At 61.9% G+C, this 16,962-nt stretch carries 10 protein-coding genes; 8 read left to right on the top strand and 2 right to left on the bottom strand.

Annotation, left to right across the window (positions count from 1 at the left end; all coding sequences use genetic code 11):
* The first annotated feature begins 10 nt into the window (after window positions 1–10).
* The gene (locus tag ACFMO7_RS18715; protein ID WP_376797011.1) at window positions 11–3,793 is read left to right on the top strand and encodes an AAA family ATPase; all 3,783 of its coding nucleotides are present in this window, start codon (window positions 11–13) and stop codon (window positions 3,791–3,793) included.
* A 150-nt stretch (window positions 3,794–3,943) separates the two neighbouring features.
* Here the strand turns inward: ACFMO7_RS18715 and miaA are convergent, their stop codons facing one another.
* On the bottom strand, window positions 3,944–4,834 hold the full coding sequence (gene miaA / locus ACFMO7_RS18710; RefSeq protein ID WP_376797010.1) for a tRNA (adenosine(37)-N6)-dimethylallyltransferase MiaA: 891 nt from the start codon (window positions 4,832–4,834) through the stop codon (window positions 3,944–3,946).
* Window positions 4,835–4,902: 68 nt separating this feature from the next.
* Window positions 4,903–7,218: a protein kinase gene (locus tag ACFMO7_RS18705; protein ID WP_376797009.1), complete on the bottom strand. Its 2,316-nt coding sequence runs from the start codon at window positions 7,216–7,218 to the stop codon at window positions 4,903–4,905.
* A gap of 513 nt (window positions 7,219–7,731) precedes the next feature.
* On the opposite strand from ACFMO7_RS18705, the gene ACFMO7_RS18700 reads away from it, so the two are divergent.
* From ACFMO7_RS18700 to ACFMO7_RS18670, 7 genes are all read left to right on the top strand, one after another.
* Window positions 7,732–9,051 carry a hypothetical protein gene (locus ACFMO7_RS18700; RefSeq protein ID WP_376797008.1) on the top strand — a complete coding sequence of 440 codons (1,320 nt, stop codon included), beginning with the start codon at window positions 7,732–7,734 and terminating at the stop codon, window positions 9,049–9,051.
* Between the two features lie 1,323 nt (window positions 9,052–10,374).
* Entirely contained in the window at window positions 10,375–10,737 is a 363-nt protein-coding gene (locus ACFMO7_RS18695) for an ArsR/SmtB family transcription factor (protein WP_376797007.1), read from the top strand.
* 3 nt (window positions 10,738–10,740) lie between these two features.
* Window positions 10,741–11,631: a lysophospholipid acyltransferase family protein gene (locus tag ACFMO7_RS18690; RefSeq protein WP_376797006.1), complete on the top strand. Its 891-nt coding sequence runs from the start codon at window positions 10,741–10,743 to the stop codon at window positions 11,629–11,631.
* Window positions 11,632–11,955: 324 nt separating this feature from the next.
* On the top strand, window positions 11,956–12,933 hold the full coding sequence (locus ACFMO7_RS18685) for a lysophospholipid acyltransferase family protein (RefSeq protein ID WP_376797005.1): 978 nt from the start codon (window positions 11,956–11,958) through the stop codon (window positions 12,931–12,933).
* 112 nt (window positions 12,934–13,045) lie between these two features.
* Entirely contained in the window at window positions 13,046–13,867 is an 822-nt protein-coding gene (locus ACFMO7_RS18680) for a PHP domain-containing protein (RefSeq protein ID WP_376797004.1), read from the top strand.
* A 160-nt stretch (window positions 13,868–14,027) separates the two neighbouring features.
* Window positions 14,028–15,197 (top strand): glycosyltransferase family 4 protein, encoded by a 1,170-nt coding sequence (locus tag ACFMO7_RS18675; protein WP_376797003.1) that lies wholly within the window; start codon window positions 14,028–14,030, stop codon window positions 15,195–15,197.
* A gap of 534 nt (window positions 15,198–15,731) precedes the next feature.
* Window positions 15,732–16,556, top strand: a complete 825-nt coding sequence (locus ACFMO7_RS18670) for a CDP-alcohol phosphatidyltransferase family protein (RefSeq protein ID WP_376797002.1) — start codon at window positions 15,732–15,734, stop codon at window positions 16,554–16,556.
* The last annotated feature ends 406 nt before the right edge of the window (window positions 16,557–16,962 follow it).

Here is a 16,962-nt window from a genome sequence, read left to right as displayed (position 1 = left end):
TGAAGCAGAAATGATTATTCTGAAACATCTGACAGTCGAGCGTTTCAGGCTCTTGCGAGAAATAGATCTGCACTTTCCCCAGCGCGGAAGTATCCTGATCCAGGGGCCGAACGAGGCTGGTAAGTCAACCCTCTTTGAATGCATCTACTTTGCTCTCTTTGGCGAGCCACTCACTACGCATCGGGAGAAACGGGCGCTGGACGATCTGATTATGTACGGAGAGTCTGAGGCTACGGTCAGGCTGACCCTCTCCGTGGGCGCCACCGAACTGGCCATCACACGCACCATTGAGCGCGGCAGCGGCCAGCGCGTCTCGCTGGTGGTCCGCCGCCTGGGCATGCCCGAAAGCGAGCCGATTACACAGCTACGCGCCGCTAATGAGCGCATCATTGCCGAGCTGGGACGCCTCGATGGCGACACGCTGCGCAATTCCTGCCTGATCGAGCAGAAAGGACTTCAGCGTCTAGAGCAGATCGGTGGCCGCGAACGCGAGGTCGCTCTGCGCCGTCTGTTGGGCCTGGAAAAGCTGGCCCGTCTGGCTGAGCAGTTCCGTTTAACTCCCGAGGATGAGGAGCAGCTGCGCGACTGTGCGGCCCGCCTGCGATTGGCCGAGCTGCAGGCCCGCATCCCTGAGCTGAGCGCCAAGTTGGGCCAGGTCGAGGAGGCTCTCGATGCGGTCACTGTCAATGAGTATCTGGCCGAGATCGAGCAGCAGGAGGCGGAGATCGCTGAGCAGGAGCATACTCTGGCCACGATCCAGCGGAAGCGCTCAGAGCTGAAGAGCCGCCAGGCGCGCGTGCAGCAGCTTAAGAAGGCTGAAGCTATTCTGGCCGAGCTGATTACCGCTTACGACGAGATGGCCGAGGCTCGCCGCGAGTTGCCCGAGCTGGATCGCCAGATCGCCGATCTGGAATTGCGCGAGCGTGAGGAACTACCTGCTCTTGAAAAGCGCGTGCGCGAGCTGGAAGATCTCTCGCGCTCTTTCGGCACTCTGGAGCGCATGGCGACCGACCTGCTGGCTACTGTCAGCACGATTAAGGAGCTGGAGCAGGAGGCCCAGGAGCGGACAACCTTTGAGGAGAATCTGGAGCAACTGGAGGAGCAGATCGCTCGCGCTCAGGCCCGCCTCGATCAGGCCCGCCTGACTCGCAGCGAGCTGGAGGAGCGCCGGCGTGCCGGACGTCCCTCGCTGGAGGAGCGCCTGCGCCGCCTACGTCACCTGGCCTCGCGCCTGGAGGCCCTGCGTCAGGCCGAGGAGCGCTATGCCCAACGCCTGGCGGCTCGTGATCAGGCCGAGCAACTGGAGAATCACATCGAGGACATGCGTCGCCGACTGCGAGAGGCCGAGCAGGACCAGGCTCGCTCTGAACAGGAGGTGCGCCAGACCGAGCAGCGGATCACGGCCTATGAGGAACGCTGGCGCCGTCAGCAACTGGCTCGCCAGTTCGAGGAATGGCTGCGCCTGCGCGATAAGCTGCGCGGCCTGACAGAGGCTGAGCGCCAGGTACGCGCGGCCTATCAGCAGCATGAGCGCTGCCATCAGGAGGCTGCCGCCGCACTCAGTGTGATGCGCCGCTTGCTGGCTTTCCTGATCATGGCCGGAATCGGCTTTGGAATCGCCGCCCTCTTGAGCTTTATATGGGCGCTCTCGCAGCTCCTGGTCCCTGCTGTGATCGGCATCGTACTGGCGGCTGCCTGCGTTGCCGCTTTCGTGGTCCTCTTTATCCGCTATAGTCGGGCACGTGTCTCCGTCCAGCAAGCTCTGCAGCGCGAGCAGGATGCCCTCAATCATGTACGGGCTATGGTAGCCGCTCGTGAGGCCGCGGCCCGCGCTAATGGCGGTCAAGAGGCCCTGGCTCGCGTCGAGGAGGAGATCCGCGCTCTTGGCGCCGAGGTGCCAGCTTCCCCCGATGAGGCCCGCCGCTTGATCGAGCAGGCCCAGGCCGAAGGTGCCTCTGCCGATGAGCAGCAGGCCCTGGCTGAAGCTCGCGAACGCCTGGCTACTCTGCGCGCGCAAGCCACGAAGGCTGCTGAGATGGCCACCGCTCTGCGCCGGCAAGTGACCGAACTGGAGACAGAGGCCCACGCTAAGGACTGGGATGATATTCACAGCAAGCTCCGCAGCGACCTGGTGGCTGTGGAACAGGCTCGCCACGAGCTGGCTACCTTGATGGGTCAGGAGGGCCTGCCGATTCCAACCTTCGAGGCCAATGTGTTTAATTCCCCCGCCAGACATGCTGAGCTGAAGGCCATCATCGACGAGGCGCTCAAAACTGCCGAGCTGGAAATAGCTGCTCTCGATGGCAAGATCGACGCCATTGCTGAGCTTCAGGAGCAGATCAGGCTCTGTGAGCACGAACTGGAGACCCTACAGACTCGCAAGCAGGTCCTGCTGGGACGCCTGGAACGCTTCCAGACCAGCGATCCTCTGCAGCAGCTAGCTCGTGCCCGCGAACAGCAGGCTGCTCTCAGGGAGGCCCTGCAGAAGCTTACGGACTCCCTGCGCCAGCGCGTGAAACCCCTTGGGCTGCAGTTCGGTCAGGCCCAGGTCAGTAGCGCGGAGAGTGCGGCCCGCCGCGAATTGGAGGCTCTGCATATCACTCTCGGACGCCGTATCGAGCTGCAGGGACGGCGCGAGTATTACGCCACTCTTCTCAAGGAGCGTCAGCAGTCGCTGTCTGGTTACTATCAGCAGCTTGCTAAGTTCAGCACCGTGCTCGGTAGCTGGATCATCCCGCCCAATCCCTTCACTGAGACGCTCAATGCGCTCCGCGGGCGCTGTCAGCAGGAGCTGGAGGCCGCCAGCGAAGAGAGCATTCTCCAGGAGCTTGAGCAGCTGCAGATTCAGGAAGGTGCCTCACAGGCCAAGATCGAGCTGTGCCGCCAGGACATCGAGGAGATTCGCGAGCGCATTCGGGCCTTACTGGAGCTGCGCGGGCGCCCCGCTCCCCAGGGCTATCAGCGCGAGGAGATCGTGGCAGTCTGGCCTCTCGTTGGCGAGTATGGCATTTCCGACCGCCAGCGTCTCGAAGAGGAGCGCGCTCGCCTGGAGGAGGAGCTGCGGCAGCGTGAGAAGGAGGAGCTGGAGCTAAGCCAGCAACTGGGTACCGGCGGCGAACAGCTCGACCTGGAGCAGGCTCGCAGGCGTATGGAACAGCAGGAGCGCAGCTATCAGACCAAGAAGCGCGGAAGCATGCTGATCGCTGCCGTCATCGAGCGCCTGATGCGCAAGATGATCCCGCGCACCGAATACTACATGCAGCAAATTCTGCCGCTCTTGACCAGCGGTCGCTATCACGATGTGCAACTGGTGACCGAGCCGGAGGAGGGGAGCGCCAGCGGCGGGCCTCTACGCTGGCGCGTCTGGGATTCGGCTGCCGGCGAGTATATCCCCCGCGAAGCGCTCTCTAGTGGGGCCGCCGACCAGATTTCCTTCGCCTTGCGCCTGGCCTTCGCGATCGCTGCCCTGCCGCGCGAACTGAACGCGGCTCCCGGTTTCTTGCTCCTCGACGAGCCGCTCAGCTCCTTCGATCAGCGGCGCGCGCAAGCGGTGGTCGAGGTAGTCACCGGGGAGATGCTGGGACAGCACTTCGAGCAGGTTTTCTTTATCTCACATAGCAGCGCTTTCGACCCGGCTCAGTTCCCCTACTATCTCTTGATCGACGGCGGCCAGGTGGTCGAGAGCAACCTGCCAGTGGTAACCCCGCGCAGCTCGCTTAATGGCAATGGCAGCCGCCCCACGTCCGAGGAGGGACCCGAGGCCAGCTCGGAGGCGACCTCGGTTGTGGCCTAGCCCTCGCTTGCTCGCTCATCTGCGGCGGCTGCCAGGCGGCGGAGTCTGCCCCTCAAGGACGGACTCCGCCGGACGATGGATCTCACTCGGGCCAGGTCAATCCTGGCCAACTTTCTTTTTGGCCCTGACTTCCTCTGTCTTTGACCCCGGTCATTCTTCCCCCGCCAGGAAGCGCTCCACTTCGGCCTCGGCCCGCTCCAGGTCAGCGCCCTCCAACCAGATAATGCGCCGATCACGTCGAAACCAGCTCAGCTGACGGCGAGCGAAGTCGTGAATGGCGTGCTTCAGATGCTCGGCCATCGTCGCCTCATCCTGATATTCACCGCGCAGCAGACGACTGATAAAGCGATACTCCAGACCCAGAGCCTCCAGGCGCTCATGGCTGAGGCCCTGGTCAAGCAGGCGGCGAACCTCGGCGATCATACCTTGACGCAGGCGCTCGTCAACGCGCTGGTCGATGCGGCGATAGAGTTCTGGGCGCGGCCAGTGAATCCCCAGCAGGAGGCTCTTGTAGAGGGGAGCCGGCCTGCCCTGCTGCTCGGAAAAAGGGCGGCCCGTTAAAAGACAGACCTCCAGTGCCCGGATCACCCGACGAGGGTTGCGGCGATCGATGCGTGCCGCGGCCTCCGGATCGCGTCTTTCCAGCTCGGCGACCAGCGCTTCTAGTGGACGTTGCTCAAGTTGGCGGCGCAGCTCCTTGTCGGGTGGCACCTGGGGAACCTGCAGATTGTCCACCACTAGCTGGATATAGTGGGGGGAGCCGCCGACCAGTAACGGAAGCCTGCCACGGCTCAAAATAGCCTCAATGGCGCTCAGGGCCTCCTCCCGGAAGCGTGCCGAGCTGTAGCTCTCGCCAGGGTCGGCTACATCGAGCAGGTGGTGAGGAACCAGCGCCCGCTCCTCTGGAGTGACCTTAGCGGTGCCGATATCCAAACCACGATAGACCTGGCGCGAGTCTGCAGAGACGATCTCCCCATTGAAACGCAGAGCCAGCTGGATCCCAAGGGCGCTTTTACCCGAGGCGGTTGGCCCCAGTACCACGACCACTTTCCCTTTTCGCGCCGGCTGCGCCGCCTCTGCTGGTCTTATGAGCTTTTCCCCACTCATGGCTATGGATGCCCGATCAGCCGGTCGATACGAAAGATCAGGGCCAGAGTCACAGCCGCTCCCGCAGCCACAGCCAGGGGAGTCAGCAGACTCAGGCTGGTCCCCAGCGCCAGGCTCAGGCCCAGGCCGACGCCGGTCATCATCAGGAGGGCCAGGGTCGGTAAACGGAAGCGCTTCATGGCCCAGCTGGCTCCTGCCAGGATGCGGCTGCTGATCGGCTGACTGCTGCCCAGAGTGCTGGCCAGGGCGGCCAGAGCAAACAGGGCCAGGGCATGCAATGGAGGCGCTCCATCCTGGAAAATGCTGTGCCAGGCCGGTTCCAGCAGGCCCAAGGCCGCCAGGGTGGTGGCCTGTCCTGCACAGAAGCGGTTCAGTACCTCGGGAAGCTGCCAGCCATGATCGGCGTTCAGCAGCAGAGCGCCCAAGGGCGCCAGAGGCAGCATTGCCAGCAGCATCGGCAAAAAAGCTGGGTTGGGAGGAAGGGGAGTAAGGGAAAAGAATGGGAGATGGGCAAAAAGCTCATAGAAGAGGGAGGGGATCAACAAAGCTGCGGCAAAAACCTGAAGCCAGTGCAGCCTGCGGCGCTCAGCAGGACTGGCCCGCAGTGGATCCCAACCTCCTGGCTGACCAAATTTTGTCTTATAGGCTTCATCCTGAGGGTTGATATAGGCCGGCAGAGCGGCGGCCACAGAGCCAGAGCGTTGACCGGGAGGAAGCAAGCGTTGACCGGCCCCGGCTCCGACGCTCCCGGAGACCTGGCCACTGCCTGCGCGGGTTCCTGGTGCGGGCACTGGTCCCGTAGCCCTATAGTCCATGACCTCCACCTCCACCTTCACCTCCGCCGGCTTGCCTGTCACCTCGCCAAGGGGGGTGATGACAATGCTGCCGCTATAGCGCTGCGACCCCGCCAGGCGACTGCTATCCACCCGTACACGCACCAGCGTGCTCATCCCATCGAAGCGTGTCTGGTCGACGATAATCCAGGGTTCCCTGGGCTGAATCGTCCCCTGAACCACTGAACCCTGATTGCCTGTGATTGTGAGCAGCATAGGAGCAGACAAGCCCGGATAGACCTGGCCAAAATTAATGGTAGCCGGGCGCACAATCATCAGCGGGGCCTTGCGAGGACGCGCCGGCGAGCGACCGCGGGCCGCCTCTGCGGGGACAGGCGCCGTGGCGCTCATGGACTTCTGGGACTGTGTGCGCAGATGGGCGTCAGGCCCCATAATGAGCTGGATCAGCCGTTCGACTCCCAGCTCGGGATCGCCGGTCGTTGTTCGTAAGCGGCGTACCTTGCGCGCCAGATCGCTCTCCCCGATTTCCTCCAGCCACGACTCGATCTCCCCATTGAACAGGTAATCGGCCCCTTCGTTGGGGAAGCGGGCGCATAACTCGGCCAGCTCCTCGGGCGTGGTGGCCTCCTGCCCGTTCTCAAAGGGAAGTGTTCCCACGCGGAAGAGGGCCCGGCGGAAAACGGCCACGCTGGGATAGCGGTCGTTCGGGTCAAGAGAGGCGGCCTTCTCCAGCGCCCGCGCCACCGTTGGCGAGATGGCAGGATTCAAGGTGCGTGCATCTGGCAGGCCAAAGCCCTTTTCCGGCAGAGTTCCTGTCAGGAGCTGAAAGAGGGTGACCGCCAGCGAATAGATGTCAGAACGCTGATCTGTCTGAGCGCTGCCATACTGCTCCGGGGGAGCGAAACCAGGAGTACCAAGCAACTGGGTATCTTGCGAGGAGGAGCGGCGTACCAGCCGGGCAATACCGAAGTCGATCAGCTTAATGCGTCCGTCTCGGCGCAGCATAATATTGCCGGGCTTCAGATCGCGGAAAATCACCGGCGGCTGCTGGCTGTGCAAATACTCAAGCACATCACAGAGCTGGCGTGCCCATCCCAGTACCCTCCGCTCAGAGAACGGTCCGCCGTTCTCCTCTAGTAGTTCCTCCAGGGTCTCCCCGTCGATGTACTCCATGACCAGGAAATGGCGCTCGCCCTCGCTAAAAAAGTCGGTAAAGGCGGGCAGATTGGGATGGCTAAGGCGAGAGAGAATCGTCGCCTCCGCCAGAAAGTTCTCCAGGGCCTTACCCTGCTCGCCTGGCGGCACAGAAGAGAGGCTCATCTCCTTGACCGCACAGATCTCGCCCCGCTTGGTATCGCGTGCCTGGTAGACTGCTCCCATGCCCCCCTGGCCGATCACGCGCAGAATGATGTAGCGCTTGTGGAGCAGGGTATTGCGCCCCAGGCGTCCTGTCTGAGCATTCCCCTGACCGTTCTGTGGACTAATGGGACTGATGGCGAACCCCCTGTCTCTCCTCACAGACATCGACGCTCCTTGGCCCACCGCTGGCGCCGCCGAGCCGGCTCAAGCTCGTTGCCTCCCCTCGTGGCCAACCTGTCCCGGCCAACCAGAGGGCCTGCAGCGCCTTCGTGGCTCTCGTGCATTCCAGTATAGCATACCATTTATGGGAGATACTACCTATGCTGGATGCTATTGATACAAGTAAATTCGCGCTGCATGGTACAATCAGCATAGACGCGCTCTTCTCTCCGACCGCCCCTTCTGGCGTAGGAGGAGAGAAAGGCGCTGGGCGCGGCTCCTTCTCTCCAGGGAGTGTAAACGGCCCGCGCCGCTAAAGAAGCCGATGCTGAAAACGAGCAAGATGGGTCGCGACCAGACCAGAGGCGCCACCAGCCAGGAAAAAGATTGTATCGAGAACAAAACAAGGGGAAGAAGGGACTGATTTCACCGATCTGAGCAGGGATCGGCAGTGAGGCATGGGGGAGAGAGGTGGCAGGGAAGGAGGCTCGCCTCTCTGGCTTCAGGGATAACAGGAGTATGATGAAGAGCAAGCTGATCGTTAAGACTGTTCAGCCAGCATTCCCACTGCCACCTCTCCGACGTTCGCTGCGCGTTGTGCTCGTCAGTTTGGCGCTGCTCCTCCTTGGTGCGGCAGTACTGACCTGGCAGATCGTCAACGCCACGGCTGGCAGTCAGGCCAGCGGCGCCAGCGTGCTGGGGCCACCAACGCTGCCGGCAGCGACTGTCAATCGAATTCTGGCCTCCACTCCTATGGCCGGTACCGGCGAAGTGGTCGAGCAGGCTGCCCGTCAAACCAATATCGACGATGCCTTCGCCCTGGCCGTCTGGTATGTCGAAACGAATCAGGGAGCGGCTGGGGTCGGTCTGGGAGACCGTAATCCCGGCGGCGTCCGCGCCAGCGCCAGCTATCCAGGCGACGCCGGGGGCTATACCATCTATCCTTCCTACGCTGCTGCTATTCAGGACTGGTTTTCCATCGTCCAACAACGCTATATCGCTCGCGGACTGACCACCGTCTACCTGATCGCCGGCCCCTACGTTGGAACCTCTAGCTCGGGTTCCTGGGCGGCCAAGGTCATGAATTTAATGACAATTTATCGCAACGAGGCCCCACCGCCAACGCCAACACCTACTCCCACGCCCGCGACCCTGAAATATAAGATTGCAACGGCCTTGCACAACAAAACGGCCCAGCAGAGCGCGGCGGAGCGAGACGATAGCTTGCCTCCGTCGGTAGCCTCTCCCGCCGCCGCAGCTCCAACGACAGCGACTCTTCCCTCGACTGCTGCCTCGGCTCAGCCAACCGGGGGCGGTCTCTTCTTGATGACGCTTGGCCTCGGCTGCGCACTGGTTCTGGCGCTGGGGGCTACCTGGTTGCATCGTCGCCAGCGCCTCCTGGCGGCCTCGCTCGCCACCCTACCTTCGGCTGGGGCGCTATCAGGGTCAGAGCCGGTCACCGATACGCTGGTACTGGCCGCCGCTCCCGTCCCGGCGGTCACGGGACACCCCTTCGCTCTGGGCTGCGACCCTTCAGCATCCAGCCGCGATACAGATCCCTTGCCGCTCTGGACTCTGCCGGCCAGGCCCGAGGCTCAGGAGGTGGCCTTCGCCGCCACCGTTCAGCCAGAACCCTGGTCCGACCCCTTCTCCCAGCTCCCAGAGTTACAGCCCATTTCGGCAGGCCCGCTGCTCGCCGCCGCTCCCGCCCGGCCAGCTCCTGTGGCCGTACCGCTGCTCGCCGGGCGCAGTACCAGCCCGGGAGCCGGCCTTCTGAGCCGCTATGGCGTGGGCCAATCAAAGCCGGCCAGCCCGCTCCCGTCCCAGCACCTGGACTGAAGCTAACTGGTGAGATGGAGGAGCCGGCGCCCTCGCTCTCCTCCATCCCCAGCATGTGAAGCGCTGACCGACTTCTGCCACTGGCCTTTTTCCTACTTGACGGAACGCCCCAGATGTGCTATCCTTCATCCTGCAGTGCCACTGAGGTGCCCGCAGCAAGCTCGGGGACTTCGGTATCACTGTAGGACAAAGGCTGGGTGACTAGCTCAATCGGTAGAGCAAGCGACTCTTAAGTGCGCCGTTGTGCTCACAGCGTTCCTGTCGGGAAAGACCCGATGCCACTGGAGCAGACGTGGCTAAAGCGCCATCTTACCTCGCGCCGAAAGGTGGCGGGGGACAACAGCATGATGGAAAAGTCGCTGCCCGGAAGGATCGGGTGTTGATGCCGGCCCTCACCACCGTATGAAAGCGAAAGGAAGGGCCGATGCTACAACGCCGGTTCCTGGCGGCGGCAGCTAGGCCGTATATGGTCAAGCCCGTAAAGGGTTGAATCCCTTAATGCCCGCCTCGGTGTCGTCAGCTGTGATTAGGAGGGCTGGCGAATGCTCCCGCCAGGCAGGCCAGGCAACAGGAAGGGAGACCTACGTACGGAGCGGAGCGCTGTGGGAACTGCGGGATCACCTAAAAGCGACAGGGATCGCTCCCTGTGGCTCATGGTGACGGAGCGCCCATAGTACTCAAACGATCAGCGTAATGGCTGATACACGGGGAAGGGGCGCAGGAGAGGCGCCGGAAGACGCTTCTCTGGAGAGCCGGATGCATTGAAAGGTGCACGTCCGGTTCGGGAGGGGATAACCAGCACGGCACGGCCGAGCCTGCCTGCTTCGGATCTCAGGCCGCGGCCGCCTGACCCGGTTGTGCTGGCTGTCTGCTTCACTCGCTAGGTTCAGGGTTCGAGTCCCTGGTCACCCACCACCAATCTTGGCTCTGCAGTTCGTAACCTTCGGTACGAAGAGCACCATCAGGAAATAGAGCTTATAGATGGATAGAGCCGGAGGTGGCTATGAAACAGCTCCACCTCCGGCTCTTCTCTTTTTCCTCCCCCTCTCCTTGCTGCTCATTCCGGCCTCTTACCCATCCTCTTGCCTGCCTATCTCGATTGGCCCATCAGCTTCTCTGCGGCTCCTCCCTTGCGCTTCCACCTATCTTGGCGGAACAGGACCTTTGTGGAGGACCAACTCAATCTCTGCTGTCGGAAAACGCTCCCCGAGCCTTCTCATAGCTCTGCTGTCCGCATTCCCATCTTGACAGCCTTGCCAGCGCGCGTTAGTATATAAACAAAGGTTTATACAAAATCGTCTGAGCACGCAGAGAAGGATCGACTTGGATAGATCGAACGACTGGCGTGAACTGAAAACCATGATGAAAGCGCTGGCGGATGTCGTGCGCCTGACCATCATTTACCACCTGGCGCGCAAGCAGGAGATGACGGTCACGGCTCTCACTGATGCTCTGGAGATCAGTCAGCCGCTGGTTTCCTGGCATCTGCGGAAGCTGCAGCGCGCCGGATTGACGCGCATGCGTCGCGCCGGACGCCAGGTCTACTGTTCCCTGGACAAGGAGCGCTTTCAGTATTGCCTGCAGCGGCTACAGCAACTGGTCGATCCCGGGTTCGTGCTGGCAACGCTGCCCGTCGGGAGTACTCCCACGGCGGAGACGGCGGTTGAAGTCAACCTGGAGGAGTAACCGGTGTCCGTCATCTACTGGCTGGCACGTGGTACGAGTGCCTTTGCGGGGCGTACACCTCGGCCCTTGCGCCACGCTCTCGGAGCGGCGATCGGGACGGCAAGCTATCTGGCCTGGCGCTCGAAGCGCCAGGTGACCCAGTCCAATATGGCTCAGGTCTTGGGCCGCCCCCCAGGCGATCGCGCTGTCCGCCGACTGGCACGCGCTTCCTGGAGCAACTACGGCCGCTACGCTTCCGATTTTTTGAGCTTCGCCCGCCTCGATATTGAGGCTATTGAACGACAGGGGCGTGACCTGACCCGGGGAGCCTCTTCCTGGCGCGAGTATCTGCAGCAGGCCCTCCAGCCAGGCCGCGGTGTGATCCTGACTACCGCCCATTTTGGCAACTGGGACGTGGCCGGAGCCATCATCGCCCGCGAGGTGCCCTTCTCGGCCATCGCCGAAACCTTCGCCGATCCGCAGCTCAACGCGCTGGTGCAAAAACAGCGCCAGGATAAGGGCATGGCCATTATCCCAATGGAGCGCTCGGCCCGACCAATTTTGCGTGTTCTGCAGCAAAATCAGATGCTGGCCATTCTGATCGATCGCCCACTGACAGAGAACGAGGGCGTTCCCGTCAAGTTCTTCGGACGCACAACCTACGTTCCCGCTGGTGCGGCAAGGCTGGCAATGAAGACTGGCGCGGCGATTATGTCCGGCTTCGTCTGGTACGGCAGACGGGGAGAGTACTATATGCGCGCCTTTCCCCCCGTCTTTCCCCACCCCGAAGGGGACCGCGAGGCCGAGGTCGTCCGCCTGACACAGGCTATCTTCGATGCGCTGGAGGAGATGGTCCGCAGCTACCCCGACCAGTGGTATATGTTTCGCCCGTTCTGGCCTGTCGCCGATCCTTAGCTGAGATAAAAGTGCCTGATTGCTCTCTGGACCTGGCGACGGAGAAGCAACCTGCCGGGGCCGGGGGGAGAGCTTCACCAGCTCGCGACCGTCCTGGCCTGGCGTAGACAACCCTGCTGCTCTCTGCCAGGTCAGACGAGGTGGCGGTATCCAGAAGAAGATCGATTGCCCTTTCCCTGGCGGCTGGCCGGCTCAAGGGTCGGCCTGAAAGCCTCAAAGATGGGTTGCCCTGGTCACGGCAGCCAGCCAGTCGGGCAGGCGGACAGCCAGAAGCCTGGGCGAGCCGCAAGGCAACGGGCCGCAAGATTATGAAAGAAGCGCTCATTGAGTCGGAAAACGACGAAGATGTACCTGCTATTTCGCCTTGCCGCTGTCATCGTTCCACGTCTGCCGCGTCGTTGGCTGCCGCCACTCAGCGTTCTGCTGGGTTGGCTTGCCTGGGCGATTGCCTTCAAAGCGCGTCGGCAGGCGACTGCCAATATGCTCCATGTGCTGGGGCCAGAAATACGGACTACGCGCCTCGGGCGCCGGCGTCTCAGGCGCACCGTGCGTCAAATGTTTATCAACAACGCGCGCAACTATCTCGAAGGCTTTTGCTTACCTTACGTGCCGGTCGAAGAGATCGTCAACAATATCATCCCAGGGGGAGAGGAGCATCTGGCTGCCGCTTTGGCCCGAGGCAAGGGCGTGCTGATTGTCTCCGCCCACTTTGGCCCTTTTGACTACCTCAGCCAGTGGCTGGTTGCTAGAGGTTACGAGCTGGTAATTCCGGTCGAGCAGCTCAAAGATCGGCGCATGCTCGAGCTTATGCTCAACCTGCGCTGCAGCCATGGCATCAAATATCTCCCTGTGGGAAATGGCACGGCTATGCGAGCCATTCTGCGCACCCTGCGCCAGAATCAACTGGTGCTCATCACCGCCGACCGCGCCGTGGTAGGCCAGAGCGTCGAGATACCCTTCTTCGGAGCCCCGGCTCGCTTGCCGGGGGGGCCGGCCATGCTGGCTCAGCGCACGGGAGCCGCCCTCGTCGGCGCCTTCGGCTGGCGCCTCGAAGGAACCCGCATGCAGGGCGAATTTGCACCCATCTCTCTGGCGCTTCCCGAGGAGGAGCAGCAGAATCCCGAAGCCCTCATGCGCTCGATCGTCCAGGTCATGGAGCGCTATATCGGCGCCCATCCCGAGCAGTGGCTCGTCTTCGCGCCCGTCTGGCTGGATCAGACCGGGGCTGGCTCAAATGGGCAGAGGCGCCAGCTCGGAACAGAAGAGCGCGGGGAAGAAAGGGGCATGGTGAGCTGCCAGTGAGCAACGAGCGAACTGCCAGCAAGGGCCTTGAGCGCCTGAGTCTGCTGGTAGGCGGACCAGGCTCCTCCTCCTGCACTCAAGGGTAGAACCTTCTCAATGGTGAAGGAGTAGTATGGCTAGACGTATGAGCAACAGGATGACTGAGGAATTACGACCCGCTAGCCTGGCCAGACGCTTGCTGGGCCGCCAGCGACAGATGACGGCTGCCGAAGCCTCTCTGGCCGGAAAGCTGGGCCGGGCCGATCTTCATATTCATAGTACTTGCAGCGACGGTACAGCTAGCGTTGAAGAAATTCTGGAATACACCGAGCGCTTTAGCGATCTGGATGTGATCGCCATTACCGACCACGACGCCATCGATGGCTCACTGCGGGCACGCGACCTGTGGGCCAGGGGGCACTACCGCTTTGACTACATCGTTGGCGAGGAGATCAGCACACGCGAGGGGCACCTGCTGGCACTCTTCATCGAGCAGCGCATCCCTCCAGGACTGAGCATGGAAGAGAGCATCGCCCTCATCCATGAGCAAGACGGACTGGCCATCGTCGCCCATCCACTCCATCGCCTCTTCCGTCACAGCTGCCAGCGTGAGGTACTTGATCGCCTGGTCTCCTCGAGCAGCGTGCAACTGGATGGCATCGAGACCTGGAACGCCAGCTTCTGTGGCATCTACGCCAATCAGGTGGCCATGCGCGCCAATCGCCGCGTCTACCGCCTTCCCGAAGTAGGCAACAGCGACGCCCATACGCTCAACGCCATCGGGCGCGGCTGCACCTGGTTTGAAGGAAAAACGGCCCGCGATCTGCGCGCTTCGCTGCAGGCCGGGACAACGGCCCCAGGAGGGCGACTCTGGCAGATGTACGATTATCTCCAGTTGGCCCAGTATCACTTTAGCAAGCGGAATCAACGCAACCGTCGCGTCTTTGCGGCGTGAAGCGCGCAGTGCCTTCCTTTTGGAAGAGGGAAGCTCTTGCGAAAGTCTGATAAAATGTTGTATGGCGCCTTTGGCTGAGTAGGAGGGGACCGTGGCCGGGCTTGCGTAAGGTCCAGGGGATAGTCGCGTCTCTACAACATTGTAAGGCAGGGAGCGACTTGTGAAAATAGGTCTCGTGACTCCATATGATTGGAGCTATCCTGGTGGAGTGCGTGAACATGTTCGCCATTTGGCGCATGAGTTTCGCAAAATGGGTCTAGAGGTGCGCATCCTTGCCCCGGTCTCTCAGGACGACGAGCGGCTGGCAGAGGAGCAGGTCTATAAAATGGCCGGGGCCTCGCCCGTTCCTTTTAATGGCTCGATCGCTCGCGTAGCGCTCAATCCCTATCTGGGACGGCGCGTACGCTCTGTGCTGCAACACGAGCGCTTCGATATTATTCACCTCCATGAGCCACTGATTCCCGGTCTGCCCCTGGCCGTCTTGCGTTTCTCACGCGCGATCAATGTGGGAACATTTCACGCCTTTGCTGCCGCCAGGATTACCTCCACGCCCTATCTGGCCTATGCATCGCTACATCCTTTCCTGCGCCCTTACTTTCGCCGGCTGGCCGGGCGCATCGCCGTTTCACCGGCGGCCTACCAGTTCGTCTCGCGCTACTTTCCGGCGGACTATCGCCTGATCCCGAATGGGGTCGATCTGGAGCGCTTCAACATCTGGAACCAGCCTTTGCCCTGGTTCATGGATGGGAAGCGGAACATCCTCTTTGTCGGGCGGTTTGAGAAGCGCAAGGGCGCCAAGTACCTGTTACGGGCTATCCCCACGATCCGCGAGCGTCATCCCGACACCCGCTTCATTCTGGTGGGCGAAGGTGGGTTGAAGCGCGGTTTCGAACGCTTTGTCGAAAAGCAGGGCTGGCAGGACGTGGTCTTTGTGGGCCGTGTCTCGGCGGAGGAGCTGCCACGTTACTTTGCCAGCGCGCATATCTTCTGCGCCCCCTCGATTGGCGGCGAAAGCCTGGGCGTGGTCTTGCTGGAAGCGATGGCCTCCGGGGTGCCGGTAGTGGCCAGCAACATCGAGGGCTACGCCACCGTTGTCTCTCATGGCCTCAATGGCCTTTTGGCTCCCCCTCGCGATAGCCTTGCCCTGAGTATGGCCATCTGCCGCCTGCTGGAGGATGAGCCGTTGCGCCGTCGTCTGGTTGAGGCTGGCCTCCAGACAAGCCAACAGTATGCCTGGCCGCAGATTGCTCGCCGCGTCCTGGACTACTACCAGGAGCTGCTGGAGCAACGCCAGCAGCTCTATACTTTGCGGGAGCGCGAGCCGGTCTAGTCTGACTGGACCCCGCTCAGTCGTCCTGCAACCAGGCTGGCAGGACAACGGCAGCGCCGGGCGCTACGAGCAGATCGACGAGCGGGCGCTCGCCTCTGGTCTGGATCTACGTCTGGGTCCTTGTGCCGTCCAGCCTCAGCAGGCCGGGCAGACAGTCGCCGGTGACGAAAGCCGTGGGACGGAGTGGAAAGGAGGCGATGACAATGGTGGGCACAGGCAGCAAGGGAGCTGACCCTGTGCCCGGCATCGCATCGGCCCAACGCTGGCCCTGGCCGCCCGCCGATCGGCGCTCCTCCTCGCTGGCGATCGCCTTGCGGGCTGGCTGCGCTCTCTCTCTTGCTCTCTTCTCTCGCTGTCCTGGCCATCCGCGCTCGGGAGGGCCTGACCCAAGAAGCGCCCGAGCTGCCCTTCGCTACCTGGCCTTTCGTTCGTCTCGTAGTGCGTCGTCTCGATCAGTAAGGATGGCCCTCGGTGGCAGGCTCGCCGCTAAAAAAGAGCTAGTCCGCAGAGGGTCAGGTATGGTACAATAAAGATATGTTAAGCAGACGCATCCAGCAACAAGTTCGACTCCTGGTGGCTTTCATTATCAGACCGCTGGCCAACCTTGGCGTGACTCCAAATATGTTAACGCTCGTCGGGCTGTTGCTTAGCGGCTTAACAGCCCTGGTGATTGCGCAGGGGTACCTGGTGGCAGGCGGTTTGCTGGTGTTGTTTGCTGGCATCTTCGACATGTTCGATGGGGCTGTGGCTCGCGTTCGCCAGGCCGCTACGACCTTTGGCGCTTTCTTCGACTCGACTCTCGACCGCTATTCGGAAAGTATCATTCTCTTTGGGCTGCTCTGGTACGTGTTGCAGCGGCCAGATCTCCATGAGCAGCTCTGGCCCTTCGGCCATGAGCAGCTCTGGATGATTGTCCTGGTGTTTGTCGCTGTCGTCGGCTCGCTGATGGTTAGCTATACTAAAGCGCGCGCCGAAGGTCTGGGACTGGAATGTAGAACAGGATTGCTTGCCCGCCCCGAACGTGTCGTCATTCTGGCCGTTGGCCTGATCGCGGGCATTGAGATCTGGGCACTGGTTCTGCTGGCGGTTTTCTCTCAGGTTACTGCCCTTGAGCGCATGTTTTACGTCTGGCGCATCACACGCCGGCAGGAAGGCCAGCGCCTCGCGCCTGAGCTGGCTCCTGCTCCCACCACAACGCGCACCAGTGACCAGGAAAGCGGTGCCCGCCTTGACCGCGAGCGCGAGCGCCGCACGCGGTTCCTGGGCCGGGGCCGGGCCGGCGAGGCCCAAGAATCACCCGCTCGCCCCGTCCCCAGCCATGTCCCGCCTCTCAGTGGCGGTATGCAGCAACAAGAGTGAATCTAAGCTTTGCGAACGGTGTAGAGGAGATCGGGATCGGACGTGCATGTAGCGTGAGGTGCCTGTCGCAAGAAGCGCTGGACAGGCAGGGCGGATAGATGGTGATGCGCATCCGCCCATCTTTGCAACGCGGATCGGTGAAAGTACGGCGTGCGCCTGATATGCTTACTCTTCGTTGTCTGGCCTTTTCCCGAGCACCCGTTAAGGTAGAGCAGACGATAGGCGAGCAATGACGGCATCCATTCGCCCTGACGGTTCTGTGCGTCGTCAAGTACCTCTCCACACGATCGCCTGCGCTCCGGTCCCGAATTAGTGAGACTGGAGATCTTTTTGTGACAAGAGAACATTCGCAGCCAGAGAAGAGCGACGTTGATGTGTCCGTCGCAAAGGAAGCATTTGCCTCCGA

The organism is Thermogemmatispora sp. (assembly GCF_042408735.1).
Classification (GTDB): domain Bacteria; phylum Chloroflexota; class Ktedonobacteria; order Ktedonobacterales; family Ktedonobacteraceae; genus Thermogemmatispora.
Note: the sequence above shows the minus strand (reverse complement) of the source record. Positions and strands in the feature narration are given on the sequence as shown.

Excerpts from the sequence above, each read along its gene's own strand:
- ACFMO7_RS18715 (WP_376797011.1), top strand. The coding sequence starts at position 11 with ATGATTATTCTGAAACATCTGACAGTCGAGCGTTTCAGGCTCTTGCGA.
- ACFMO7_RS18680 (WP_376797004.1), top strand. The coding sequence starts at position 13,046 with ATGGCTAGACGTATGAGCAACAGGATGACTGAGGAATTACGACCCGCT.
- ACFMO7_RS18700 (WP_376797008.1), top strand. The coding sequence starts at position 7,732 with ATGATGAAGAGCAAGCTGATCGTTAAGACTGTTCAGCCAGCATTCCCA.
- ACFMO7_RS18670 (WP_376797002.1), top strand. The coding sequence starts at position 15,732 with ATGTTAAGCAGACGCATCCAGCAACAAGTTCGACTCCTGGTGGCTTTC.
- ACFMO7_RS18705 (WP_376797009.1), bottom strand. The coding sequence starts at position 7,218 with ATGTCTGTGAGGAGAGACAGGGGGTTCGCCATCAGTCCCATTAGTCCA.